Source organism: Paenibacillus sp. LRG-1 (genome assembly GCF_057220305.1).
In genome coordinates this window covers 51385-78235 of record NZ_CM170126.1, presented here as the reverse complement: position 1 = coordinate 78235, position 26851 = coordinate 51385, and the positions used below count along the sequence as shown (strand labels likewise).

Sequence of the window (26851 nt, the reverse complement as noted above, 5' to 3'; positions counted from 1 at the left end):
CTACTGTTGGTTACGCATATGCGGGAAAAGCAGCACATCGCGAATGGAAGGCGCATCTGTCAGCAACATAACCAAACGATCGATGCCGATGCCCAGTCCACCTGTTGGTGGCATCCCGTATTCCAAGGCGCGGATAAAGTCATCATCCATTTCATGCGCCTCGTCGTTACCGTGCTCACGTTCCAGCAATTGTGCTTCAAAACGTTGGCGCTGGTCGATTGGATCATTCAGCTCAGTGAACGCATTCGCATGCTCACGAGCAACCACGAACAGCTCGAAGCGATCCGTAAACCGCGGATCTTGTTCGTTTTTCTTGGCCAACGGCGAAATTTCAACCGGATGTCCAGTAATAAAGGTAGGTTGAATAAGCGTTTCCTCTACGAACTGCTCAAAGAATGCATTCAGGATATGGCCAAATGTCATATGCGGTTCAACCGAAACTTTATGCTCTTTCGCAAGGCGATGAGCTTCTTCATTACTCATCTGCACGCTAAAGTCTACGCCTGTTACTTCTTTAACAGCATCAACCATGGAGACTCTGCGCCATTGCGGCGTCAGATCCACTTCCTGGCCTTGATATTGAATATGCTGTGTGCCCAGTACTTCCTGCGCAATATGTGCAACCATGTTTTCCGTCAATTGCATGATATCTTTATAATCAGCATACGCTTCATACAGCTCAATCATCGTAAACTCAGGGTTATGGCGGGTCGAAATACCTTCATTACGGTAAACACGACCGATCTCATATACTTTCTCCATTCCGCCGACAATTAGTCGTTTCAAATGGAGTTCAATAGCAATACGCATATAAAGCTGCATGTCCAATGCATTATGGTGCGTAACAAATGGCTTCGCCGCCGCCCCGCCAGCAATGGAATGTAATGTTGGGGTTTCAACTTCCAAATAGCCGAGCGAATCGAGATAACGACGCATGGATTGAATAATACGGGACCGTGTAATGAACGTTTTTTGTACTTCAGGGTTCATAACCAAATCGACATACCGCTGACGGTAACGCAATTCAACATCCTTCAGGCCATGATATTTCTCTGGTAATGGATACAAGGATTTGGACAAGACCTCAATATCCAGCACTTTGATTGTCGTTTCGCCCGTTTTGGTCTTGAAGAGCACACCCTTAACACCAACAATATCACCCAGATCCAAAATACCAAATGCTTTATATTTGGATTCAGGTACCGTGTCTTGACGAACATAAATTTGAATACGTCCGCTAAGATCCTGTATATGAGCAAAGCTGGCTTTTCCCATAACACGTTTAGCCATAATACGGCCTGCTATGCTAACTTCAATATTCTTTTCTTCCAGTTCTTCCTTAGTCAAACTGTCATACTTGCTCAGTAGTACGCCCGCTTCAGCCGTGCGTATGTATTTGCGTCCAAAAGGATCAATGCCCAATGCGCGAAGCTCGTCCAATTTGGCACGACGAATTTGTAATAGTTCACTTAATTCCTCGCGATTTTCTTGTGTTTCCTGGTTAGTAGTTTCATCCGACATGGTGCTAAATCAGCTCCTTCAATATGAATAGACGGGCCGGGGTCCGTCCGGGTGTAGAGAAAAAAAGCTTCCACAAGGAAGCTTTTACATTAAATTCCAAAGTCCGTGTCTTATTTCTTGATATCCACGATTTTATATTGAATAACGCCTGCTGGAACGGTGACATCCACAACAGTTCCCTTTTTCTTACCGAGAATTGCCTTGCCAACCGGACTTTCATTCGAAATCTTATTCTGTAGCGGGTCGGATTCGGCGGAACCTACGATAGCATACTCTGTAATATCTCCGAATTCCAAATCTTCAACGGTCACAGTTGCACCTACTCCCACAACATCGGTGTCAATTTCATCACTATTGATAATGCGGGCATTGCGTAGCATCTTTTCCAACGTAATTACACGGCCTTCAATAAAGGCCTGCTCATTCTTCGCATCCTCATATTCGGAGTTTTCACTAATATCTCCGTACCCGATGGCTACCTTAATCCGTTCAGCCACTTCGCGGCGTTTGACAGACTTTAAGTTCTCAAGCTCATCTTCGAGCTTTCTAAGACCTTCCTGTGTCAGAATGACTTCTTTATCGCTCATCTTAACCGATTCTCCTGTCATGGGAAAAGTTTAAAAGTGCATCGGAATGCACGCTTTCAAAACATAATATGCCACTCTGAGGGAATGAGAACATTTCCTGCTGTTGTCTTGAGAGCTGCACACAATTTGTAGCATACATCAAGATTTTATACTGAACGATTATAGGGCAAGCAATTGGAAAAGTCAATCGCGTGCGCAGGCCGGAACAGCTTCCTTATTGCGCAACAGCAGCAGGAGAAGCAGCACTTGTAGAAGGCTCATCGTTTTCTACCATGTGCAATTGAGATACAAATTGATCCAAAATACGTACCATATCGTCGCGCTTTGTTTCTTCCATAATGACATCCTTAATACGTGCAGAACCTTTAAACCCCTTGAGGTACCAAGCCAGATGCTTGCGCATTTCACGGACAGCTACCGCTTCACCCTTCAATGCAACCAGACGATCCATATGCAGAATGGCAATGCGGATTTTTTCTTCCGGTGAAGGATCGGGCAACAGCTCACCTGATTGCAAGTACTCAATCGTACGGTAGAGCATCCACGGATTCCCCAGAGCACCGCGTCCGATCATAACGCCATCACAATTGGTCAGATCCAGCATGCGGCGGGCATCTTCCGGTGATGCCACATCACCGTTCCCAATTACAGGAATGGAAACTGCTTCTTTAACTTCTTTTATAATATCCCAATTCGCATGTCCCGTATACAGTTGCTCCCGTGTACGGCCATGTACGCTAACGGCCTGACCTCCGGCACGTTCAACAGCGCGAGCGTTCTCTACGGCATAAATATGCTCGCTATCCCAACCAATACGCATTTTCACGGTAACCGGCTTGCTTACCGATTCCACTACCGCCGATACCATTTCATAAATCTTGTTTGGATCGAGCAGCCAACGAGCACCTGCATCACATTTGGTCACTTTGGGAACCGGGCAGCCCATATTGATATCAATAATATCTGCATTCGTTTCCTGATCTACCACCTTCGCTGCTTCCACCAAAGATTCGCGGTCGCCTCCAAAAATTTGCAAGCTAAGCGGCTTCTCGCGCTCATCTACAAACAGCATCTCACGTGTACGCTTGTTGCCGTGAATGATGGCCTTATCACTAACCATCTCTGCACATACCAAGCCTGTACCGAACTCCTTGGCGATCAAGCGAAAAGCAGGATTGCACACGCCTGCCATGGGTGCCAAGACGACTTGGTTTTTCATTTCAATATCGCCGATTTTCAACATATCTGTTCACCCCTTTATTCCTTCTTTTATATCGTATACTTATCGTCATTCCGTCAGTTCCCGGACTTCAATTTCTAGCGTTTGGGCGATGATGTTCAGCATGTCTGGGTCTACTCTACGATTGCCTCGCTCCACAGCACCTAATACAGTCAAAGATATACCAGTACGTTCTGCCAACTCCTGCTGTGTGAACCCTTTTAGCTTCCGAAAGGCGCGGAGTCGTTGCGCCAGCTGCATGTTTTCCAAAGCTGTATGCCGTCCTTTCCATCCACAGAATTCAATGCAGTATGCACGATACTGTACAGACCGGACGGATCTTGGTTCGGAACGATATCAGCCAAAGGAACCAGCACAAAAGCACGCTCCAACATACGAGGGTGAGGAAGCTCCAAATCCGGTGTAGCCAGTTGCGCCGCTTCCATCCATAACAAATCCAGATCAATGGTTCGTGGCCCATTAGGAATGTGTCTTACTCTCCCCAGACGACTCTCCACCTCCAGCATATATACCAGAAGCTCCTCTGGAGCAAGTGTTGTAGATACGGCTACCGTCATGTTCAAAAAAGAAGGTTGATCCAGATACCCAACAGGCTCTGTTTCGTACAGGCTGGAGCACCGAAGCACCCGTATACCCGGATGTTCGTCCAGCACCGTAATGGCTTCATACAGGGTATGCTCGCGCTCCCCCAAATTAGCCCCTAAAGCAATATAAGCCTCTGATGCCTCAGAGGTCGAATGTGCATTCATGTATCGTTCCTACTTTCTTGCGCGATAAAGCTCAACCGTCACGCCTTGAAAATGAATATCAAACGGCGGATGCGGCTTTGTGACTTTGACAGTCAGTGCATTGACACTAGTATAAGTGTCCAGTAGGGAAGATGCAATACGTTCGCCCAAAGCTTCAATCAATTGGTAAGATTCCTTTTCTACAATATCTTTAACGGTGTAATGCACCTCGGCGTAATTAACCGTTTTGTCCAAAGCATCCTGCTCACCCGCTTCACGCAGATCAAGCTCCAGTTCCAAATCAATATAGAAACGTTGTCCCAGCTTGCGCTCCTCTGGAAAAACGCCATGATATCCGTAATACTCCATACGATGCAAAACCATTTTATCCATCGTGGGTATCCCCCCCTGTTTTTTATTAGATTTTCTCAATAAGCTCAACTTAAAAGTTTCGTATCGTGCCACTGCGCAGTCGGATGGTGCTCCCCATCGCCACTGCCCCAGATTTCTTGAATAAAACCTATAATAAAAGTAGAAATTCGGGGAAGTGATGCTTCCGAAGCGAGCTTTCCTACGGAAAGCTTTTAAAGCGACCGCTTTGCTTGTACAGCACCATTCCGCCTACTCCGTTCTCGTTCTACTTGATCTATTCTTCTGTTCACCTTACACAATAAATAACTCCCTAAAAATACAGTGACTTTATGGCGCGTTGTAGCGGAATGAAGGATTTGAATCCGGAGAAGCGAAGCGCTCGCCTTTGCAACGGGATTCTAACAGTCATATGTTTACCAATTCAAAAGAATCCCGTTGCAACAGCGATCGCAGGATCAAATCATTCATGAAGCGTCTTCTAACCACCATAACTCAGTGCATTTTTAGACCCGTACACCATCGCATCACACATACGTACGGTGCGCTTGATTTGCGCCACATCGTGTACACGCACAATCTGGCACCCTTGAGCAATGCCAAAGGCAACGGTAGCCGCCGTGCCCTCCACCACATCATTCACAGGCAAATCCAGTGCTGTACGAATAAACCTTTTGCGCGACGTAGCCAATAACAGCGGAAAGCCCAGCTGACTCAATGTATCGAGAGAAGTCATGGCATGAATATTTTCATCGTAATCCTTGGCAAAACCGATACCTGGGTCTAAAATGATCTGTTCCTCACGTACCCCCGCATCCAGCGCTAATCGGATACTTTCTTTTAAATCGGACAGCATATCAGAAACTAAATCACTATAGTTACGGTCATGACGATTATGCATCAAAATGACCGGGCAATCGAATTCCGAAGCTACACGTGCCATATCGGGGTCTGCCTTAAACCCCCACACATCATTAATGATATGTGCGCCAGCCTCAAGTGCCTGCCTGGCTACCTCGGCTTTGTAAGTATCTACAGATAACGGAATGTGCGGTGCGATACGATGGATGGCCTGAACGACCGGAATGACCCGAGCCAGCTCCTCTTCCACACCTACTGGATCATGACCCGGGCGAGTAGACTCCCCACCAATGTCAATGATATCCGCTCCATCTTCCACCAGCTTCAATGCATGTAAAACAGCAATCTCGGGACTATAATGTAATCCTCCATCGGAAAATGAATCCGGGGTCACATTCAGTATACCCATGATCTGTGTGGAATGTCCGAGCGTAAGCTCGGCATCCCCCATTCGGTAACTACGTTGATAAAGGGTCGGTATGTTCACTTGATCCCTGCTTTCTGTCTATAATCGTGCAACAGCAAAGCTGTTATGGACCTGGGCTGCGTCAAGGGAACCGATAAATGGTTCGTTGCTCCTCCCGGCTCCAACAACAAATCCACGGGCCGTATTTCTTGTATAGAGTTGGTCATAAAAATTTCATCAGCCTGTTTCAGCTCGTCCCAGCGGTACAGGCCTTGCTCACAAGGAATGTCTCGCAGATCCGCCAGCTCTAAAATGAATTCACGCGTAATGCCTGGCAGAATCCCTGTAGACAAGTCAGGGGTATACAACGTATTGTTCCGCACAAAGAACAGATTGCTGACCATTCCTTCTGCCAGAAAACCATCCGCCGTAAGCATCATTCCTTCAGCCTTATAACGGACAGCCTCGGCATACTGCTGAAGTTCCCGCTTTGCAAGAATATTATTCATATAATGGAGCGACTTTAAGCGAACCTCACCCTCTGGAGTATTTCTGGGAGTTCGCAACAACTGAAGCGCCGATGGGGAAGTGGATTGCCCGGTTTGTGTATTGGTAGAGGGCAACGGTTTAGCGAACAGAATATAATTAGGACGCGTATAGTCCCCTGTCGGCAATCCTAGCACCTCTTCGCCAGCTGATACGGTGTAACGGATATAGGCTTCATCCAGTCCATTCGCCACCATCAGATGTTGGATGTGTCTCGTAAGTTGCTCCTCATCCGGTTGAAAAGGAATGCCGAGCATTCGGCAACCTTCCTGCAGTCGATGTAGATGCCGATCCAGCAAGAATGGGACACCCTTGTAGGTGCGGAATGTTTCAAACAAGCCCATTCCGTATAAAAAGCCGTGATCACTTACGTGAATCACGGCTTTTGCGGCTTCCGTGAGGACGCCGTTGACTCCGATATATTTCATGAATCAGACGCCTACCTTGCGTTTTAGGAAATTGCGTAACAGTTGATGCCCATAATCCGTAATAATGGATTCTGGATGGAACTGAACTCCTTCTACGGCAAATTCTTTATGCCGCAAACCCATAATTTCACCTTCTGCGGTTTCCGCGGTAATCTCTAGACACTCAGGCAGACTCTCGCGCTCCACCAGCAATGAGTGATACCGGGTTGCTGTGAACGGAGAAGGCAAGCCTTCAAATACTGACGTATTGTGATGAAGAATCGGTGATGTTTTACCGTGCATGAGTCGTTCAGCCCGGATAACCTTACCGCCAAAAGCCTGTCCGATGGCCTGGTGGCCGAGGCAAACGCCAAAAATCGGAATGCGACCTTTAAAATGGCTGATCACATCCAGTGATATCCCTGCCTCATTCGGCGTGCATGGACCCGGCGAGATCAAAATATGCTCTGGTGCCAGCTCTTCTATGCCTTTCACATCAATCTCATCGTTCCGTTTTACGGTTACTTCTTCGCCAAGTTCACCTAAATATTGAACAAGATTGTACGTAAACGAATCATAATTATCAATCACCAAAATCATACGACTCACCCTCCTGTGATACCGCTTCTGCTCAAAGCGGCTTCTTCTTCACCACATTGTACCGCCTTCATGACAGCTCTAGCCTTGTTCCGACATTCCCGATATTCCCTGTACGGGTCTGAATCAATGACGATCCCCGCACCTGTCTGTAAATAGGCAGTGCTGCCTTTAACAGCTAGTGTTCTTATTATAATATTTAATTCCATATTGCCGTTATAGTCAATCCATCCAAGGGACCCTGTATAAGGCCCCCGACGAACGGGCTCTAATTCTTCAATAATTTCCATGGTGCGCACCTTGGGTGCCCCGGTAATGGTTCCGCCTGGAAAGGTAGCAGCAATTACATCTATAGCTGTACGACCCGAGGCTAATTTTCCTTCAACCTGAGAAACCAGGTGCATAACGTGCGAATAGTATTCGACCGTCAGCAGTTCAGGCACATGCACCGATCCGTATTCGGCAATCCGTCCGATATCGTTACGCTCCAGATCGACGAGCATAATATGCTCGGCGCGTTCTTTTTCGCTTGATAGAAGCTCTGCTGCCATAGCGGCATCTTCATCCGGTGTTAGCCCTCTTCTTCTCGTACCTGCAATTGGTCTGGCGCTCACACGTCCATCCTCCAGCTTCACCAACAATTCCGGCGAGCCACTAACGATCCGTAAATCTGGCATACGCAGCATACCCATATAAGGGGAAGGATTCAGCAGACGAAGCCATTCATATATATTTTCAGGGAGGGCTGTAAGCGCACGTTGCTGACGAATCGATAAGTTGACCTGGAATACATCCCCTTGGGCAATGTATTCCTGCACACGTTTCACGGCTTGTTCAAAATCTTGTTGGTTGAATGCCGCTGTCCAGCCTTCAGATTCAAGATGAGCAGCCTCTAACCCTTCTTCGGCGAGCCTAGCACAACGACGAGGGTACGCAGGATCAATCTCTCCTGCATTTATGATGTTATTCCACTGAGTCAGCATACGTTCTGCACGTTGGGCAGCTTCCGCGTAATGCTCGCAAAGTATAGGATTCGGCCCATCCAGCATAACGCGATTGGTCAAATCGGTATCACTGCTGACTTTATCGGAATGCGCAGGAGCGGGCATATGAACAGCACAATATATGGAGGATTTTTCGTGATCGTAAATCCATAGCTCATCCACCCTCATCCATACATAATCAGGTATGTCTGTATCGTCTGCAGCTTGAGATGGCAAACGCTCCAACGAGCGAGCTACATCGTAGCCAAGATAACCCGCAAATCCTCCAGAGAAAAAAGGCATGCCAGGTACACGCGGCGCACGGTAAGGAGCGATCCAGTTGCTCATGACTTTCAAAGGTTGACCATGCATATCTCCATGTTTCCCGCTTTGCAAATCAGTCCAAACTGCATGTTCTCCCTTGCCCTCCAATATAGCAACCGGATTTAAGGCCAGATAGGTGTACCTCCCACCTTTAGCGCTCTCCAGCAAAAAGGCATATGGAGACGAATCCTCCCAAGCCTTCCGCCACGATGACGGTAGCCCCCCCACGGGTAATGGGTACTCAGCAATATAGGGAAGTATGCTCCAGCCTTCCTCCTGCCAAACCTGCCACTGCGTCTCCGTCACTCTAGCTGTCGATTTCATCCGTGTGTGCTTCCCCTTCCCTACTTTTCAATAAGTCTATATTCTCTCCTTAAAAAGAAACCCCCACCCCCCTGCAACAGGGAAATGAGGGAATCCTTACGTATAGTATACACAATTACGACATAATTACAGCTCGAAATTGTATAGTGGTGTGCTCAGGTAACGTTCTCCATTACTTGGAACAATGACAACGATCCGTTTACCCTTGCCCAATTGCTTAGCAAGTTTCAAAGCCGCATGAACAGCCGCGCCAGATGAAATACCGGACAAAATGCCCTCTTCCTTGGCCACTCTACGTGCTACCTCGAAAGCTTCATCGTTTTCTACATGAATAATTTCATCATAGATATCGCGGTTTAAAATTTCAGGAATAAAGTTGGCACCAAGTCCTTGAATTTTGTGGGGTCCTGGCTTACCGCCTGCTAACAGTGGGGAAGAGGCAGGCTCTACAGCCACAACTTTAATATCAGGGAATTCTTTCTTAAGCACTTCTCCGGCACCAGAAATGGTTCCGCCAGTACCTATTCCAGCTATAAAAGCGTCCAGAGTTCCGCCAATGGAACGAATGGCTTCCACAATCTCAGGACCGGTCGTTTCACGGTGAATTTTGATATTAGCTTTGTTCTTGAACTGCTCAGCAGCAAAATATTCTGGATTTTCACTCAGCAATTCTTCCATTTTCTTAACGGACCCGTTCATGCCTTCTGATCCTGGTGTTAGCACAAGTTCGGCTCCATAAGCACGCAACAAATTACGACGCTCTATGCTCATCGTTTCTGGCATAACGATTACTGCCTTATAGCCCTTCGCAGCAGCAACCATAGCCAAGCCGATTCCTGTGTTACCGCTAGTTGCTTCAATAATCGTACCGCCTGGCTTAAGCAGACCTTCACGTTCAGCTTCTTCTACCATGCTAATCGCAATACGATCTTTTACACTGGAGCCTGGGTTCTGATATTCCAGTTTCAAATAAATTTCGGCGCTATCTTCCGGTACGATCCGGTTGAGCCGAACGAGGGGAGTTTCCCCGATAAGTTCGGTGATGTTATTAACAACTTTAGCCATGATAATTCCTCCCTGACTGTAGATGATGTATTAAAAATTGCGAAATCATTTTGTAGATCATTCTTAGTCAATCACTTTAATTCTGTACCGTTCATTTAATTTCCGATAAAAATAGTGGGTTTTATACGCTAATCATAACAATCTTCAATTCCAATGTCAATACGAGTGAGTAAGCCGCGATGCTGTCAACACGCGTTATCAGCATCGTGCTTCCTTCAAACCAATATTCTTTCACTACGTTACAGAGCAGCGGAGGATGCATCTTTTCCAGATAAAATACGCGCTCCATATTTATCACGTAGACTCTTCTCGACCTCTTCCAAAGGAGCGGCCTGTGCAAGCGCAAGAGATCGGCGAATTTGCTGCCGGATCTGCTGCTTATCCGGAGAATTCTTCAACCGGACATCCTGTACATAAATGACAGCATAGCCATCGTTAACAGAGATCGGACCTGCAACATCCCCGGAGCTTAGCTCTCTCGCCGCCTTCATGATCGCCTCCGGTTGCAATGGATCATATTCATCCACCCATCCCAAATGCCCGCTGCTATCCTTGCCAAAAGGCTTACCTGAATACTCTTGAATCAGCACATCGAAGCTCTCCCCCTGCTTGACCCGATCTAGCAACGCTTCTGCTTCCTCCGCATTATCCACATAAAGAGCTGCCAATTGGATCTGCTTACCGACGGCAAATTCCTCAGGGTGCTGTTCCCAATACTCGTCAATCTCAGCTTCCTGAACTTGAATACCCTGCGTGGCTATTTTCTCCAAACCAATCCGGTATTCCGCTTCATTCCGCAAGTCAACCGGATCTAAGCCAAACTGTCGCTGCATTTCATCAAAGTAGGCTTGATCTGAGTCATACCCTTTACTATCCTGCTCCAGCACCTGCTGTAAATCCTCTTGGGTGATCTTGATACCGAGACGCTTGGTTTCAGCCTGCACGGCTTTACGATTCAACATTTGCAACAGCGTATTGGTTCCATATCGCTTTTTCAGTTCCGCTACCCACTGTTCCTCCGATATGCCTTCCTGACCCATCTCCGCCACAGTATGATCGCCGTCATCCTTGCTTACATCACCCGGCTTTGACAGCCCCCGAAGCATGATAAGACCACCCAAGGCGGCGACGCTAACGGTCAGAATAATGACAGCTGTCCATAATCCTTTTTCCCGTGTAATCATCGCTTGCACCGCCCATCCGGTTAGGATTTGGCTTGATCTAACAGATTTTGCAATTCATCCTTATTAAACTGATAAGCCTCATTACAAAAGTGACATACGACCTCAGCCTGTCCTTCTTCCTCAATTAACTGCTCTAATTCGCTTTCTCCCAAACTGATCAATGTTTTTTCCACGCGCTCACGTGAACACTCACATTGAAAATGGATATCCAATTCATCGAGAATCCGAACGTCCGGCAGCATCCAGCGCAGCATTTCATCAAGTTCCAACCCTTGATCCAGCAAAGCAGTAACGGGTGGAATGGAGCTGACTGCATTTTCGATCGCAGTAATCTCATCATCATTCAAGCCTGGAAGCAACTGAATGATAAATCCACCGGCCACAATAACCGTGTTATCCGTATCTACCAGCACACCCAAGCCCACCGCTGACGGGGTCTGTTCCGATTTGGCAAAATAATAGGTAAAATCCTCACCCAGTTCACCGGAAATAATCGGAGTACTGCCGCGATACGGTTCTTTTAACCCCAAATCCTTGATGATATGAATGAACCCCTCTGTACCTACGGCACCCGCTACATCCAGTTTGCCCATACTATTGCTTGGCAAATGCACATGCGGTTCAGTAACATAACCTCGCACTTCCCCTACAGCATTGGCATCAACGACGATTTGCCCAATCGGTCCATCACCTTTAACTTGAATGGTCAATCGCTCTTTTCCTTTTAGCATAGAACCCATAATAGCACCTGCTGTGAGGGTTCGCCCCAAAGCAGCGGTAGCCGTTGGATACGTATCGTGTCTTCTCCGCAATTCCTCTACCAATTGAGTTGTCCGAACAGCAAAAGCTCTAACCCTCCCATCCATGGCTGTGCCACGAATAAGTCGATCCTGCTTATTTTCCATATTGATATCCTCCCTATTCACCAGGACAGCTATGCTGCTTATTTTCGTTAGTATTGCTCATCATTGAAGCATAATTTCCTATTATATAAACAACCTGCATCGACAGATCACGCGAATTGTTCAAAAACGTAACATATTTCAGTATAGACGAAAAACGCCGCTAATCCAAACCGATAAAATCATTCGGTTGGACTCAGCGGCAGCTTATACCCACTTTTTTATTCGGCGTTACGTTGGTAAATGATGCGCAATCCTTCGAGCGTCAACATCGGCAACACTTTTTGAATGCTCTCCGCCTCTGATGCGATTAGCTCTGCAAGACCTCCGGTAGCAATAACTGTAGGCTCCGCCTGCATTTCTTCCTTAATGCGCCGCACAATGCCATCCACTTGCCCAGCATAACCGAAGATAATCCCAGCTTGCATGGCATGAACCGTATTACGACCAATAACCTTTTTGGGTTTCTCCAACTCGATGCGGGGTAGCTTGGAAGCCCGTTGATACAATGCCTCCGTCGAAATCCCGATACCCGGCACAATGACACCGCCCAAGTAGTTTCCCTTATCGTCAATACAATCAAACGTCGTCGCTGTCCCAAAATCCACCACAACCAGCGGCCCGCCGAACCGTTCGACAGCCGCAACAGCGTTCACGATCCGATCCGCACCTACTTCACGCGGATTCTCATAACGCAGGTTAAGACCAGTCTTGATTCCCGGTCCGACGATTAACGGCGTTTTGCCTATGTATTTATCGCACATTTCTTCTAATACACGGACCAACGGCGGAACGACAGAGGAAATAATAACTCCCTGGATGTCATCCTTTAATACGCCACCCATACTAAAAAGATTATGTATGAGTACGCCGTATTCATCTGCGGTTGCCTGTCTGGAGGTACTGATCCGGTAATGGTGTAACAGCTCCCGCCCTTCGTATATCCCCAGAACAATATTGGTATTACCTACATCCACTACAAGAATCAATGGGTGTCACCTATCTTTCTTTGCGTTAAGGTCAAGGCTGATATCCAGGTTATGAAAAGAGTATGTCAGCCTGCCTACAGAGATCACATCTACGCCACTCTCAGCCATCTCACGCACTGTATCCAGCGATACATTGCCCGAGGCTTCTGTTTTGACATGTGGTGCCCGTTCCCGAATGAACCGAACGGCTTCCTTCATATCTGGGGCAGACATGTTATCCAGCATAATGATATCCGCCCCAGCTTCCAGGGCTTCCTGAACTTGTTTCATGTTTTCCGTCTCTACTTCAATCGTCATCGTATGCGGTATATTAGCGCGCGCTCGACTTACAGCCTGTTCAATCCCACCTGCACCCTTAATATGATTATCCTTAATCATAACAGCATCGTACAGGCCAAAGCGATGATTCGAGCCACCGCCTACACGCACAGCATACTTCTCCAGCAACCGATGTCCCGGTGTTGTTTTACGTGTATCCACCAAGCGAGTGGACAAACCATGCAATTGATCTATAAAAGCCCGAGTCCGCGTGGCAATGCCAGACATCCGTTGGAGCAAATTTAACGCCAGTCGTTCTCCGGTCAGAATTGCATGAGTACTTCCATTCACTTCCGCCAAAACGCTTCCCTTTTCAATCCACTGTCCGTCCGTCACCAGCGGAGTGAACGACAAGGAAGGGTCCACTACCTGAAATACAAGGGCAGCCACGGGTAAACCGGCAACCACGCCGCTCTCCTTGGCATGAATGACAGCCTTGGATTGGTGGCCCTGCTCAATCGTCCAGCGCGTGGTCACATCGCCAGAGCCCGTATCTTCTCGCAGCCAGCTGCGAATTTGTGCTGTCAGTTCTTCCTGATATCCACTAAACTCTCCATAAAGCTCGCTGTTAGATGTCATGAACGTACTCCTCCGTTATCCCTTGCTCACGTCTCTGCTGAACATGCTTTCGCCAGACGCTATCATCTGTCTCAGGAAAATCCTCGCGATAATGCGCTCCCCGGCTCTCCTCACGCAGCAGCGCACCATCTGTTACTAATAAAGCACAGGTGAGCAAATTGGCAAATTCGATCTCTTCCCGGCTAGCGATCACAGCCTCAAAAATAGGCATTTGCCCTTGCATCTCGTCTAATGCTGCTTTCAGCCCCTCGCCGTGCCGACGAACTCCAGCATAACGAACCATTGCTTCTTGCAGCTTATGCCGCTGCTCCGTGACGGATGAAGCCGGGAACTCTGTACGGTTATCGCTATAAGATATCAATGTATGGCCGACCAGCGGTGGCAATGAATGCAGTCGCTCAATAATCCTGCTGGCAAATACAATAGCTTCAGATAACGAATTGCTCGCCAGACGATTAGCTCCGTGAACTCCTGTAGAAGAGGTTTCCCCGCAGGCGAACAAACGCGCAATGGAGCTTTCCCCGTGTAAATTGGTCTGGACACCACCCATCATATAATGGGCAGCAGGCGCAATGGGGATCCAGTCTGTCGTCATATCCAAACCAAATGACAGACATGTCCGATAAATTGTTGGAAAACGTTGCTTCACCCGCTCTGGCGGCTCGTGTGTAATATCCAGGTATACAAACGCAGCTTGGGTGCGTTCCATCTCATGAATGATAGCACGAGCTACGATGTCTCTGGGTGCAAGCTCCTGCCGGGAATCATACTTGTCCATGAAGCGTTCTCCGTGAATATTGCGTAACACGGCTCCTTCTCCCCGTACGGCTTCGGAAATTAGAAACCTTGGAGCGCCCGGATGGCACAACGCCGTAGGATGAAACTGTATGAATTCCATATCCCGTACAATCGCCCCGGCACGATATGCCATAGCGATACCATCCCCGGTTGCAATATCCGGATTGGTCGTATACCGGTATAATTGCCCGCTACCTCCTGAGCACAAAATCGTTGCATTAGCGGTTATATACGACCTTTCCCCACCTGGCTTTTGGACGAGGGCCCCAATACACTCACCATGCTCCGTCAGCAGATCAATTACCATGCACTCTTCCCATACTTCGATACCGGGATGGGCAGCAACCTGCTTTGACAACGCACGAACAATTTCATAACCCGTAGCATCTCCATTTGCATGCAAAATACGCCGATGACTATGCGCTCCTTCCCGTGTCAACGCTAGTTCACCATCCACACGATCAAAAGCCGTTCCCAAACGTATTAACTCCTGAATGCCAACTGGACCTTCATGGACAAGCGTACTGACCGCCTCAGATTCACACAGACCTGCACCAGCAATCAGGGTATCTTCCATATGATAAGCTGGTGTATCCTCGTCCGATGTGACAGCAGCGATGCCGCCTTGAGCATAACGCGTGTTGCTTTCCATCAAAGTCTTCTTGGTAATCAGCAACACTTTCCGATTCTCCGCAGCCTTAATCGCCGTATATAAGCCCGCAATGCCCGAGCCGATTATTAACACGTCGGCCTCCAATCGGGTCAATTCCGCTACATCAAAATCAACTAGATACCTTGGAATCATGCCTTCACCTGATTTCACAGAAGAATAGCGCACACCATAGGTTCTACAGTATGCGCTCACGTATATGTTCAAAATGATAGAAAGTCGATTGCAGCGGCTGTTGGCTTTTATAAGCTAAGAAGACGACAGCCGTTTATTTAACAATAAATGTACACAACGTTCCGGTGTCTGTCAAATCACGTTAGCAATAATCTTCCATTTAAAAAGCTCCGGAAAACCCATAATACCTGGTTCCCCGGAGCTTACATATACGCTTATTCAACTATCCATCGGATGATTAGGTTGTTGTCGGTGGAGTACCACCGGAGTTGCCCGAATTGTTATCATCCTCTGGCTTTTGCAGATTAGGGATATCATTCGGTTGATCCGTTGTATTCTTAGGCTCGTCATCCTTACCTTGAATACGTACACGGACGTCTCCAATGTTGTCGATCACAGGCTCACCATTTTCCGGTGTTCCTTCTCCCTCAGTCGTGCCACCATCCAAAGAACCTGTCTCGATCAAACGTTTGATTTGTTCAAGTTCCAAGGTTTCTTCTACCAGCAAGGTTTGAGCAATCAAATGAACCTCTTTGGAATACTTGGTCAGGAGTTCTCTAGCACGCTCATAAGATTCAGTGATGAAGCGATTCATCTCCTGGTCAATCTGATAAGCGATCTGATCACTGTAGTTCTGCTCATGACCGATATCGCGTCCAAGGAATACTTGGCCTTGCGAAGTACCGAACTGCATCGGACCAAGCTTCTCACTCATACCATATTCTACAATCATGCTGCGTGCAATGCTTGTCGCTTGCTGGAAGTCGCTATAAGCTCCCGTTCCGATCTCACCAATGAACAGTTCCTCGGATACGCGTCCACCCAACAATCCAGTGATTTTGTCCAGCAATTCCTGCTTGGTAGTCAGCATACGGTCTTCCTTCGGAAGCATGATGACATATCCGCCTGCACGTCCACGTGGAATAATCGTTACCTTGTGAACCATGTCGGCATTTTCCAAGAAGAAACCAATAATCGTATGGCCTGCTTCATGATAAGCAACAATTCGTTTCTCGCGGTCACTGATTACGCGGCTGCGTTTTTCTGTACCTACGATAACACGGTCGATGGCTTCATCTACTTCTCGCATCGAAATATCTCTGCGGTTACGACGAGCCGCCAACAAGGCAGCTTCGTTCAACAGATTTTCCAGATCAGCGCCTGTAAAGCCTGTTGTACGTTTCGCAATTACGTCCAATTTAACATCCTTCGTTAATGGCTTGTTGCGAGCATGTACATACAAAACTGCTTCACGGCCTTTAACATCTGGACGGTCAACCGTAATTTGACGGTCAAAACGTCCTGGACGAAGCAACGCCGGGTCCAAAATATCCGGACGGTTTGTAGCGGCTACGATGATGATACCTTCGTTTGCGCCGAATCCATCCATCTCTACGAGCAATTGGTTGAGCGTCTGCTCACGTTCATCATGTCCGCCACCCAATCCGGCGCCACGTTGACGTCCAACGGCATCAATCTCATCAATGAAAATGATACAAGGTGCGTTCTTCTTCGCGTTCTCGAACAAATCACGAACACGGGAAGCACCGACCCCGACAAACATTTCTACAAAATCAGAACCCGAGATGCTGAAAAACGGTACTCCGGCCTCGCCTGCAACAGCTCTCGCCAAGAGTGTTTTACCCGTACCTGGAGGGCCCACTAACAGAACACCTTTTGGAATACGAGCGCCCACAGCTGCAAACTTGCGTGGGTCCTTCAAGAATTCTACGACTTCGACAAGCTCCTGCTTCTCTTCGTCAGCCCCTGCCACGTCCTCGAACGTAACCTTCTTCTTCTCTTCGTTATACAGACGGGCTTTGCTCTTGCCGAAGTTCATAACTTTGCCGCCACCGCCCTGTGCCTGATTAAACAGGAAGAAGAACAACAGGAACATGATCACCAAAGGAATGATAGAAGTCAAAAACGTCAGCCAAATGCTTTCGCCTTCCATTTTCTTCTGCACGTATTCAAACCCGTTCGTTTCGCTGGCATTCACCAGTTCACTTAGTGCTTGATCCGTTGGTGGAACATATACGGAAAAATTGGTCGATTTAGCATTAGCCGGCTGCTTCTTATATGCACCGGTTACAAGATAGGCGTAACCGTCAAATTGGACCGTTACTTTAGAGATGTTATTAGCTTTAACCTCTTGCCGTAATTGGTCATATCTAGGGAGATCGGAGGCTTCGTTACTGTTGCTAACAAACTGAACGATACCCACCACAACTAAAAAAAGAATCAAATAAAAACCAGAATTCCGGATGAACCGATTCATCCCCTACCTCCTCTCGAGACACTTAAGTTATTTTACCATAGCCTGTAAGTCCTTCTCAACAAAGGGCCTTATTTAGTCCTAGGACTGGAGGCTGAGATTAGCTGGTGTAGATTTCCGGCTTTAAAATCCCTATGTATGGGAGGTTCCGGTAGTGCTCGGCATAGTCCAGACCGTAGCCGACAACAAACGCATCTGGAAGCGTAAATCCAGTATAATCTGCTTCAAGATTAACTGTCCGGCGTGCAGGCTTGTCGAACAAGGTTACGACACATACCGAATTGGCATTACGGTTTTTAAGCAATTCAATCAAATGCGTCAGCGTCAGGCCGCTGTCGATAATATCTTCGACAATCAGAACGTCGCGTCCTTCCACAGATGCGTCCAAATCTTTAATGATTTTGATGATACCTGAGGATTTTGTGGATGCTCCATAACTTGATACAGCCATGAAATCAAGCTCCAACGGCACTGTAATGGATTTAACCAAATCAGCCATAAAGATAAACGCACCTTTCAGCACGCAAATCACCAATGGATTTTTCCCTTCATATTTTACGCTGAGCTGTGCACCCAATTCCTTAATTTTACTCTGAATTTCTTCTTCGCTGATCAATATTTCCTGAATATCATTCTGCAACGGTGTAAACCTCCTAAGTTTATACTATGAAAGCCGTTCCTGCGCAATTACCGGTGCCCCGGACTCTCTCGTCTTTGCCATGACATATATATAACCGAAGACGTGTGCTTTTGCACCGCGGCATGTACAGAACGTCGTACGCCCGGAATCCAGAGAATAGCCCCAGAGTGGTCGCAGACGATGGGAATAACGGAACGCATTGAAGGAGGTATTTTTTCATCAATAAAAATATCTTTAACCTTTTTTCTTCCGTTTAATCCCATTACATACATGGTATCTCCAGGTAATCGCGAGCGTACAGTCAAAGGCAGACTCAATTGATCTGCGTCGAACCACGCTTCCTCCTTATTCACCGGATGGTCCGCATCCGAATAGGAAGCCCTTCGCCACCGAAGTATACCACCTGCCTCAGGCAACTCTAGCTCACCGGAAATAGGCAATACACTTAGTCCATAGCACCATTCGCCCATAACGACTTGCGTACGGTCAAACAAAACCGCCTGGTCATATTCGCGGACTCCAACCGCACCGCCTCCCAAATCCAAACTCCATGTAGACGATGCCTCTTGGAGAAGTCTTAGTCGAACGGTCTCAATTTTACGAAAATCAAAATTTTCACTGTCCGAAGGCAGATAATTTAATATTAGTTTAATCAACCTCCGTTGTAAAGCAACGGATAGCTTACGGTATGAAGCGATGGGAAACATGTACCTGCCATTATCCAAGCGCACCATTTTCTCGTATGCCGACAGTGTGGATGCCTCCATAAAGTCATTTTCGTCAGCCATCGTTTCGGCCAGCCGGTTTAGGGACGGTGTCAGTCGCTCATTATATTGCCCCAAAAAAGGAAGCACATCCATGCGAATGGCGTTACGACGGTATTTGGATGATAAATTAGTGCTGTCTATCACATAGGAAAGACCATAAAAGTTACAAAACTCAATCAGGTCAGCCTTGTACATACGTAGCAGCGGGCGAATGAGTTGCACATTTTTTTCCCTGCGCGCCAAACGCATACCCGCCAAACCTGCTGGGCCGCTACCACGCAGCAAGTGCAAGAGAACCGTTTCGGCTTGATCGTCGCCGTGGTGGGCCATTGCAATATGCTGTGCTTCCCACTTTGTAGCCATATCATGTAAAAAGCTGTAGCGCAGCTCGCGAGCTGCTTCCTGTGGTCCCTTCCCGCTCTCCTTCATATAAGCGGGTACATCCACCCGAGTCATTTCAAATGGAAGTTCAAGCTTTCGGGCAATATTGCGTACCTCTTCAGCCTCCGCATCCGATTCCTCTGGTCTGAAGCCATGATGAACGTGAGCGCAAACGAGTTGTAAAGGCATATGTATAACGGATATTTCATGTAAAATGTGCAAAAGGGCCACCGAATCCGGCCCACCGGATACAGCAACCACAATGCGGTCTCCGGGGCTCCACAGTGAATGATCTCGCGCCAAGGCGAGCACTTCCTGTACAACACCGGTCGGTTTTGTTGTTCCCATTCACGACCCTCTTTTCTCCCGACCGTAAAAATGATGATCATCTGTTATCTTATGTAAGTCATGCTGCTACCTTAACGCAATCCAGAGCGCTCCGGCAAGCAGCAAAAGCGATACCGTGAAAGCATATCCCAGCCAGCGTGGGTTCCCTCTTTTGACCGACGATTGCCTGACATGTGCGGAAGCCAAACGTGACCAAGATCGGGCCGCTGCACGAGTATCGGAATATTCTCCACGCACTGCACCCAGTAGCCATTCGGCATAGGGGCGTAATACACGGCTGCGGCGAATGATGACCGTCAATTCTGCCGTATTACGCAACTGTGGCAGCCTGCTCGCAGCCGCCTTTAACGATTCACTCTCCAATATATGAATCGTTAGAAGAGCGAAGGCAAACAGGTCATACTGGGAATCGGCATTTCGGCTGCCAGCATTCCAGAATCCCCTGTCATACCATTCTGTAAATTGTTTAACACTCCGACCAGCAAGAGACACCCCACCGTAGTCAATTAATTCAGCCTCTCCATAGGCATTGACCAAAATATTCTGCGGCTTCAGGTCGCCAAACACCCATCCTGCCTGATGGAGATCCGCCAGACGATTCAGTATACCGGTTCCAGCCACACCATACCATTCCGGCCCTTTGGCTGCCACAAAACGATGAAGCGGATCACCCTTAACATATCGCATAACATAAAAGGGGATTTCTCCGCTGCGTAACACTACATCATCCACCTCAAACAAAAAGGAAGGATTTCCATTTCGCTGAAGGGCGGCCTGAGTCCCCTGAGACTGCAATGTGGTTAGCACATTAATCTCTGATTGCAGATCAAGCGTGTTCTTCCCCATTTTCAGAGCAAATTGCCGATCGGCCTGTGCTTCTTTTACCAAATATACAGTTCCGTTCGCTCCCCGGCCCAGCAAGCGCTGGATGACATAGCTGCTCCGCTTCCACTTGCCCTTGATGACCGTTCCGGGTGCAAGAACGGGATCAGACGACGTAGTCACCGAGCATCCCTTCTCCTTTGCCATAGGATTCTTCCAGATCTTTCTGTTCTCCTAGTGTAACATATCGGTAATAATCAATCACTTGTAAAATGGCAGGACCTGTCGGTGTTGCCCCTTTCATCCGCAAGCGTCCAAATATCGATTTGATCTGGTTAAGCTCAGAGGTCCAACCGATATCCATGACTGCGTCTTCTCCCATTTTTCCGCCCGGAAAATGAAATACAGATATACGGCTGTGTCCGCTTCTGGACTGTAAACTGAGCAGCAAATCGCGAATGCTGTCCTCTACAGCAGGCAGCTTGGGCTTCATGCTCGCACTTGCATCAATGAGCAAAGCAATCTCCAGGGTGCTTGTTTCTGTCAGCTCATCCATCACCTCAACCACCTGGGCCCGTTTGGCCGGAGGAAGTTCACCAATATGTTTAGCGCCACCCTCACCCAGAATGTGCGTTAACTCTCTATTAACCGCCTGCTGAATGGTTTGAACCACCGTTTTGCGCGTCATCATCTGCATGGTCTGCGCCAACTGCTTCGTCCCTACGATCTGGCTAAACCCTCCCCCTGCTTTAGCAATTTCTTGAATCTCCGCGCTGCCAAGCTCGCCAATAGTTCCATAATCTATGACTCCGGCGACGTTCACTGTAATACCTTCTCGTAAAGCTTGGGCAGCCGCCATGACTGGACTAACACCTACATTTGAGCATCCGTCTGTAATGATCAAAATTTGCTTCATTGTTTTTTGACCTCCGCTTCCTCTTAATCTATCCCGATAGATTCTATCTTTGCCTAATCCGGAACGATTCAAACGAAGGATGCGGATTTTTAAAAACGAATAAGGAATTTCCCGGGCAATGTCGGATTAGCTCACCGTCCGTGGACGTTCCAACCACCTCATGCCAGGTACATGGAGAGTTGCCCATTCTGGGCGGAAGTGATCTATTTTACTAACGACTACTGTCATATCATCATAGATTTGATTTTGTTGGTATCGAATAACCCTTTCTAGTAAGCAGTCGGCCAACTGCTGTGGATCTTCGCTTTCAATTTCCTGAATCATGCGTTTCATCCATATTTCCTTATTAACCGCATAACCCGGTGAGTCGTATATACCGTCTGTAATCATAATGAGAATATCACCCGGCTGGAGCTGCAGTGATACCAAATCAACTTCAATATCCTGTATAATGCCAATCGGCAAGTTGCTGGCAGATACGGGAATGACCTCCTCCCCTCTTTTAATAAAACTCGGCGTAGACCCAATCTTCATAAAGGTTGTCTGGGCCGTGTACTGATCAATCAGCGCCATATCGACCGTAGCATACATTTCCTCAGGTGATCGCAGCATCAGGACAGAGTTGACCGACTTGATCGCCAACTTTTCGTCCATACCCGATTGGAGTAATTCCTCCAAAATGTTAAGTGCTGCACTGCTCTCTTGCTGCGCGCGCTCTCCGTTCCCCATACCATCACTTAAAGAGACTGCAAAAGTCCCGTTCCCTAGCTCCATCATGCTGTAGCTGTCACCTGAGAAAAAATCGCCTCCTTTGGCGGCACTAGCTACTCCTGTAGCAATCTCATACGTTTTAGCAGAGCCAAACATGACTGTAGCCAAGCCTTGGCGGCGATCTGCCTCCGTTTCGCGCATCACAGCTATATGCTCGTCCAGTATGTCCGACAAAAGTGGAGCAATGATTTTCCGACATTCATCAAATCCCCTTGTATAGGCATGGACAATCTCAATTTCTACCTGACCTGCATCCAGGTTTATGATCTCAATGGATTGAATGGACAAGCCCAGTCTATCAAGAGCCTCTCGTATTTGCTCTTCCTGCCGATGCATGGTTTGCCCTTCCCGCTGAATTTCTCGCGCTAAATCCTCCATGATTTGTGATACACCCGATAGTTGGTCAGCAACAAGCTGACGACTATCGTATACTTGGCGCTTCCACTGCATATTATGTTGGTAGAGGCTATACTGCTGCTTCATCACTTGCAGGACAGCGCCCGTTTTAGCACATGCCTTGCTCCATTGCGGCGGGATCTGCTCCGGTTCCAAATCCGGGTTATCCTCAATGGCGCTCATCATTTCCGTCATATACTGATGAGTTTGCATAAACTTTCCATCCCAGCACTGCTCACACTTGAAGCAGGAGGCACATGTCCCTTCCGCCACCGCATTCATAAAGTGTTCGATTTCACCATCCGACTTCGTGCTCTCACTCGCAGATATCTGATGAAAGCTGCGGGATAGCTGACTGAATACACGAGAAAACTTCGTTACCCGCTCTGCGGTGAGGTCGCGGACCCTTTTGGCATACTCATGCTGAGATTTGGCGTGGTCCTGCGTACCGGGAACATAGGTAGAAACCGCTTTAAAGAAACTTTTTGGGGTCATTAAGAATAATAGAATTGCCGCACAGCTCTCCCAGGTTGACGTCAGCACGTCTCCGGTCCCGTCCAAATAGATTGTCAGGATTGAGGAGCCTAGCAGCATCCCAAGCGCAACAGCACCTTTTTTTCCTTCACGCAGCATTCCTGCCAGCAAACCTGCAAAAGCGAGTAAACTCATCTGCACAATTGCAGACATATTGGCCAAGCTTAAAATTAAGCCAGTAATTACACCGACCGATGCACCCAGCGAAGCACCTCCCACCAAAGCAAACACCAAGACCAAATATCGCGACAGTACATGATCGACAGACAATGAATGAACAGTCCATCCTACTGCTCCCGTCATCACAGAGGCTAATAAAATAATAAGACATAAAATTTCCTCATTCTTGAGCTGGCTTGTCTTCTTGCGGTACGTAAACAACGGGATGGCCTGCGTGAACACCAGCGTAAGCATAAAGCTGAGAACCGCATCCGTCCCCACAATGATAAGTTCATACCATGTAAAAGTCGGAGCCATCACGGCGTTAAATAAATTGACCATAAACACAGACAAGAAAACCATAAGCGGGGCATAGGATAATTCCAGACGGTCGAAGGTTCGTAGTCCGCGATACAGGAGATAAAATACCAGTAACTCACCACCAATCATAAATAACGATGGGTAAGGAGCTAGCAGGCTGCCTAACACAACGGATACAGCTACAGGCAGCATCAGATCACGCCGAAGAAACGTTATGACCGCAAAATAAGCGAGGGCAAAGGGAGAAAGCTCGTCCAAAATAGTGGCGCGTCCCAGTAGAACTCCCATAGCTGACAATAGCAGCATCCATCTTTGCGCCGTTACCCATTGCACCACTTTATGTGAATCCAGCCGTTTCTTGAGTCTGGAAGACCACCCTTCCGTACGCTCTTTGGATTTGGACTTTCTAGATTTTAACCCCGGAAAATGTACCACGTTCCATTTCTCCATCATGCGTCAGGCACCCCATTCATCAATTTGATGTTCCCATCTTAAACCAGAACGATTGAGAAAGTTTGTCAGAACCTCACGTCTTATTCCAAGAAATTTCCGACAAAAAAACGTTCTGCGCGAAAGGACAGAGCATCACTCTGAACATCAAGCTACGCCCGTATGGAAGCCGATGAAAGAAACGTCCCGCTACTCCTTACATAACCTCTCGATGTCGTTCATCCTGATGTCCAAACTAGCGATTCGCACAGAAGATAGACGGAAAACCGTTGGAGTTTGTCGGACGATTATGTCCTCACGACAAAAAAAACATCCACTTTCCAGCATCGTAGCTCTTATCTTCTTCGCCAAAATTGCGAATCTCATAAATGCCCGTACGACTAACCACTGGATTCAGCGCCGACAGCCGCTGCTTATCGCATCTGTTGTCGGTAGAACGCAAAAAAACCGTAGCAGTCTCTCGACTGTACGGTTTTCCGTGTATGATTGATACGGTTGTCAAAGTGAATTAAACACGCTTCGCGCCGCGTCCTCCGCGTTTACCTTCGGTGTTCTTTTTCAGCGACGAAATGCGTTCCTCACTATCTTTCAGGAAGCGTGACATTTTATCCTCAAATGAAGGTTTACCCGGTGCAGGCTTGAAAGAACGGCCTCCACGATCGCGGTTGAAACCACCGCCACCACCACCGCGTCCTTGACTTGGACCTGAACCTCCACCGCCGAAACGGTCGCCTCCGCCTGGTCCTCCTGTACGCTCCGGTCTTGGAGCTCTTGGGGGACGGGCTTCACTTGCCGGCTTGTCAATCGTTTGCTTAATGGAAAGTCCGATTTTGCCATCTTTGTCAACATTAATGACTTTCACCGTCACAACATCATTAATCTTCAGGTGGTCGTTAACATCCTTAACATAGTTATCGGCGATTTCCGAGATGTGAACGAGACCCGTGACACCTCCAGACAAATCCACAAATGCTCCAAAATGCGTGATGCCTGTCACTTTGCCCTCTAACTTGGTGCCCACTTCAATTGCCATAGAATAAAATGATCCTCCCTTAAAATATACAACCGATTTTTTTGCAAAAAAATCCCGCTGTGGTGATTTGATTATACAAAATGGCGGAACCAAGGTCAACTAAGCATTGGCCCGATAATGTTCCTATTTCTGATCTCCGATGATTGGCGTCTCTTCCGGTTTGTAAAGACCGTACTTGCTTCTGGCAATCTCGCCAATGTACTCAGGGTCCTTGAGACGATTCACTTCGGTTTGAAGCTGTTGTTCCGTTTGTGTAGCAGCTTGCTTCTGCTTTTCCTTCTGGGTGAGCTGTTCACTTCGATCGGCCATAATCATGCCTTGAGAAAAAAAGGTAAAAATTGCCCAACTACCAAAGGCGGCAAGCGATAGCAACCAAATCATGATTCGCCTGCGCCCGCCCGCGTTGGACTTGGACGTAGAAGATGAATGGCGATCTACAGACGAATTACGCATGATACTACCTCCTTCCAAACCATCTTTTCGCTGTGTTTTTCAGTCTGATACCCAGCTTTACGAGCGACTCTGGAGTCTTCCAGCGCGCTTTAAGCGGACCGATCAGCCATAGGATCGGCTTCCAAACCGGCATCAGGATGTATATCAGCATCCTTCCCAGGAACACAATAAGTGCACATGTCCATCCGACCAGCTTGCGTAACAGCCGATACAGCGCTAACACCGGAAGAACAATCAGGATGCGCAGTATGCTGTTCACGATCAACGTCAGTCTGCGAACTATCTCTAATAACATTACCACAAAACGTTGGGTTGTAACACTAAAGGCCCAAAAATAGAGCCAAACCCCCAAAAGTAGTCCTAAAAAGACATAAAACCGCAGCTCACCGCGATTACTCGCGTATAGCACACGGAAAATAAACAAAGCCGAGGCCACCCAGTACAGCACGTCCAACATATGAACGCTCCAGCGGGCAAAATGAAAGCGGATGGACAGCACCCGGTAGCTGTCAAACACCACTCCCATGGCTATGCCCGACAACAGCATCCATGTCAATGTCAGCCATTGTGTGTAAGGGTTCATTTGAAGAGCTTGCCGAATAGGCTTTTTCCGTTTTTGGCCGGGGCCCCGGGCTCCAGGTAGACGAGGGAAGTAATCAAACCTTCAATGGACAACAGCCCCTCTTCTAGACTGAGGTTTTTGATATGTAAATGTTGTCCGCGAATGGTGAGATGGCCCAGCTCGGTCTGAAGCAAAAATTCTTCACTGTCAAAGCTCTCCACATTGCTGACGCCTGAAATATCGAGTTGCTTGCGGCTTTGCATGCGCAGATCATGGTGCTTGGACTTCCCTTGTTCAATCATGGCATGTACCCCTCCTTCTGTTCTTAGCTTATGAAGGGGGCCGTATGATTTAGAACCGCTTTTGCTGTTAATCAGCATATGATGGACGAAACCTCGTCATCTAAAGAAAAAAAAGCACTCCTTCATAAAATAATGAAGGAATGCTTTCA

27 protein-coding genes are annotated in these 26851 nt (G+C 47.6%); all 27 read right to left on the bottom strand.

Annotated features, from left to right (window positions below):
- On the bottom strand, nucleotides 1-1521 hold the full coding sequence (lysS, locus tag ACUUJN_RS00375) for a lysine--tRNA ligase (RefSeq protein ID WP_023986460.1): 1521 nt from the start codon (nucleotides 1519-1521) through the stop codon (nucleotides 1-3).
- 110 nt (nucleotides 1522-1631) lie between these two features.
- Nucleotides 1632-2108 (bottom strand): transcription elongation factor GreA, encoded by a 477-nt coding sequence (gene greA / locus ACUUJN_RS00370; RefSeq protein ID WP_013308160.1) that lies wholly within the window; start codon nucleotides 2106-2108, stop codon nucleotides 1632-1634.
- 214 nt (nucleotides 2109-2322) lie between these two features.
- Nucleotides 2323-3351: a tRNA dihydrouridine synthase DusB gene (dusB, locus tag ACUUJN_RS00365; RefSeq protein WP_023986459.1), complete on the bottom strand. Its 1029-nt coding sequence runs from the start codon at nucleotides 3349-3351 to the stop codon at nucleotides 2323-2325.
- Nucleotides 3352-3396: 45 nt separating this feature from the next.
- Nucleotides 3397-3597 (bottom strand): helix-turn-helix domain-containing protein, encoded by a 201-nt coding sequence (locus ACUUJN_RS00360; RefSeq protein ID WP_175405216.1) that lies wholly within the window; start codon nucleotides 3595-3597, stop codon nucleotides 3397-3399.
- On the bottom strand, nucleotides 3549-4097 hold the full coding sequence (gene folK / locus ACUUJN_RS00355; protein ID WP_076294556.1) for a 2-amino-4-hydroxy-6-hydroxymethyldihydropteridine diphosphokinase: 549 nt from the start codon (nucleotides 4095-4097) through the stop codon (nucleotides 3549-3551). Before folK ends, ACUUJN_RS00360 begins: the two co-directional genes overlap by 49 nt.
- Before the next feature lie 9 nt (nucleotides 4098-4106).
- Complete coding sequence (gene folB, locus ACUUJN_RS00350; RefSeq protein WP_023986457.1) at nucleotides 4107-4469, bottom strand: dihydroneopterin aldolase; 363 nt, start codon at nucleotides 4467-4469, stop codon at nucleotides 4107-4109.
- Between the two features lie 457 nt (nucleotides 4470-4926).
- Entirely contained in the window at nucleotides 4927-5793 is an 867-nt protein-coding gene (gene folP / locus ACUUJN_RS00345; RefSeq protein WP_023986456.1) for a dihydropteroate synthase, read from the bottom strand.
- Nucleotides 5790-6686 carry an aminotransferase class IV gene (locus tag ACUUJN_RS00340; RefSeq protein WP_338533050.1) on the bottom strand — a complete coding sequence of 299 codons (897 nt, stop codon included), beginning with the start codon at nucleotides 6684-6686 and terminating at the stop codon, nucleotides 5790-5792. The genes folP and ACUUJN_RS00340 overlap by 4 nt, the downstream gene beginning before the upstream one ends.
- A 3-nt stretch (nucleotides 6687-6689) precedes the next feature.
- Complete coding sequence (gene pabA / locus ACUUJN_RS00335) at nucleotides 6690-7265, bottom strand: aminodeoxychorismate/anthranilate synthase component II (RefSeq protein WP_013308153.1); 576 nt, start codon at nucleotides 7263-7265, stop codon at nucleotides 6690-6692.
- A gap of 5 nt (nucleotides 7266-7270) precedes the next feature.
- Nucleotides 7271-8893, bottom strand: a complete 1623-nt coding sequence (locus tag ACUUJN_RS00330; protein ID WP_340960047.1) for an anthranilate synthase component I family protein — start codon at nucleotides 8891-8893, stop codon at nucleotides 7271-7273.
- Nucleotides 8894-9019: 126 nt separating this feature from the next.
- Nucleotides 9020-9958: a cysteine synthase A gene (cysK, locus tag ACUUJN_RS00325; protein WP_028542507.1), complete on the bottom strand. Its 939-nt coding sequence runs from the start codon at nucleotides 9956-9958 to the stop codon at nucleotides 9020-9022.
- A gap of 239 nt (nucleotides 9959-10197) precedes the next feature.
- A complete protein-coding gene (locus ACUUJN_RS00320; RefSeq protein WP_053324331.1) occupies nucleotides 10198-11142 on the bottom strand; it encodes a peptidyl-prolyl cis-trans isomerase in 945 nt (314 codons plus the stop codon).
- 20 nt (nucleotides 11143-11162) lie between these two features.
- The gene (hslO, locus tag ACUUJN_RS00315) at nucleotides 11163-12047 is read right to left on the bottom strand and encodes an Hsp33 family molecular chaperone HslO (protein ID WP_028542509.1); all 885 of its coding nucleotides are present in this window, start codon (nucleotides 12045-12047) and stop codon (nucleotides 11163-11165) included.
- A 218-nt stretch (nucleotides 12048-12265) separates the two neighbouring features.
- Complete coding sequence (locus tag ACUUJN_RS00310; RefSeq protein WP_023986451.1) at nucleotides 12266-13033, bottom strand: type III pantothenate kinase; 768 nt, start codon at nucleotides 13031-13033, stop codon at nucleotides 12266-12268.
- Between the two features lie 6 nt (nucleotides 13034-13039).
- The gene (gene nadC / locus ACUUJN_RS00305; protein WP_075153518.1) at nucleotides 13040-13930 is read right to left on the bottom strand and encodes a carboxylating nicotinate-nucleotide diphosphorylase; all 891 of its coding nucleotides are present in this window, start codon (nucleotides 13928-13930) and stop codon (nucleotides 13040-13042) included.
- Entirely contained in the window at nucleotides 13920-15533 is a 1614-nt protein-coding gene (nadB, locus tag ACUUJN_RS00300; protein WP_339201220.1) for an L-aspartate oxidase, read from the bottom strand. The genes nadC and nadB overlap by 11 nt, the downstream gene beginning before the upstream one ends.
- A gap of 277 nt (nucleotides 15534-15810) precedes the next feature.
- Nucleotides 15811-17850: an ATP-dependent zinc metalloprotease FtsH gene (gene ftsH, locus ACUUJN_RS00295; protein WP_028542511.1), complete on the bottom strand. Its 2040-nt coding sequence runs from the start codon at nucleotides 17848-17850 to the stop codon at nucleotides 15811-15813.
- Between the two features lie 97 nt (nucleotides 17851-17947).
- Nucleotides 17948-18487 carry a hypoxanthine phosphoribosyltransferase gene (gene hpt / locus ACUUJN_RS00290; RefSeq protein ID WP_023986447.1) on the bottom strand — a complete coding sequence of 180 codons (540 nt, stop codon included), beginning with the start codon at nucleotides 18485-18487 and terminating at the stop codon, nucleotides 17948-17950.
- 47 nt (nucleotides 18488-18534) lie between these two features.
- On the bottom strand, nucleotides 18535-19983 hold the full coding sequence (tilS, locus tag ACUUJN_RS00285) for a tRNA lysidine(34) synthetase TilS (RefSeq protein ID WP_068938700.1): 1449 nt from the start codon (nucleotides 19981-19983) through the stop codon (nucleotides 18535-18537).
- A 66-nt stretch (nucleotides 19984-20049) separates the two neighbouring features.
- The gene (locus ACUUJN_RS00280) at nucleotides 20050-20988 is read right to left on the bottom strand and encodes a protein kinase domain-containing protein (RefSeq protein WP_023986445.1); all 939 of its coding nucleotides are present in this window, start codon (nucleotides 20986-20988) and stop codon (nucleotides 20050-20052) included.
- Nucleotides 20972-21721: a vWA domain-containing protein gene (locus ACUUJN_RS00275; RefSeq protein WP_023986444.1), complete on the bottom strand. Its 750-nt coding sequence runs from the start codon at nucleotides 21719-21721 to the stop codon at nucleotides 20972-20974. Before ACUUJN_RS00275 ends, ACUUJN_RS00280 begins: the two co-directional genes overlap by 17 nt.
- Nucleotides 21722-21847: 126 nt before the next feature.
- Nucleotides 21848-24355: a stage II sporulation protein E gene (gene spoIIE, locus ACUUJN_RS00270; RefSeq protein ID WP_028542513.1), complete on the bottom strand. Its 2508-nt coding sequence runs from the start codon at nucleotides 24353-24355 to the stop codon at nucleotides 21848-21850.
- A gap of 292 nt (nucleotides 24356-24647) precedes the next feature.
- Nucleotides 24648-24854 carry a hypothetical protein gene (locus ACUUJN_RS00265; RefSeq protein WP_023986442.1) on the bottom strand — a complete coding sequence of 69 codons (207 nt, stop codon included), beginning with the start codon at nucleotides 24852-24854 and terminating at the stop codon, nucleotides 24648-24650.
- A gap of 6 nt (nucleotides 24855-24860) precedes the next feature.
- Entirely contained in the window at nucleotides 24861-25385 is a 525-nt protein-coding gene (locus ACUUJN_RS00260; RefSeq protein WP_014279051.1) for a S1 domain-containing RNA-binding protein, read from the bottom strand.
- A gap of 123 nt (nucleotides 25386-25508) precedes the next feature.
- Entirely contained in the window at nucleotides 25509-25838 is a 330-nt protein-coding gene (locus ACUUJN_RS00255) for an FtsB family cell division protein (RefSeq protein WP_013308137.1), read from the bottom strand.
- Between the two features lie 4 nt (nucleotides 25839-25842).
- Nucleotides 25843-26421 carry a spore cortex biosynthesis protein YabQ gene (gene yabQ, locus ACUUJN_RS00250; RefSeq protein ID WP_484669138.1) on the bottom strand — a complete coding sequence of 193 codons (579 nt, stop codon included), beginning with the start codon at nucleotides 26419-26421 and terminating at the stop codon, nucleotides 25843-25845.
- The gene (yabP, locus tag ACUUJN_RS00245; protein WP_013368685.1) at nucleotides 26418-26702 is read right to left on the bottom strand and encodes a sporulation protein YabP; all 285 of its coding nucleotides are present in this window, start codon (nucleotides 26700-26702) and stop codon (nucleotides 26418-26420) included. Before yabP ends, yabQ begins: the two co-directional genes overlap by 4 nt.
- Nucleotides 26703-26851 lie beyond the last annotated feature (149 nt).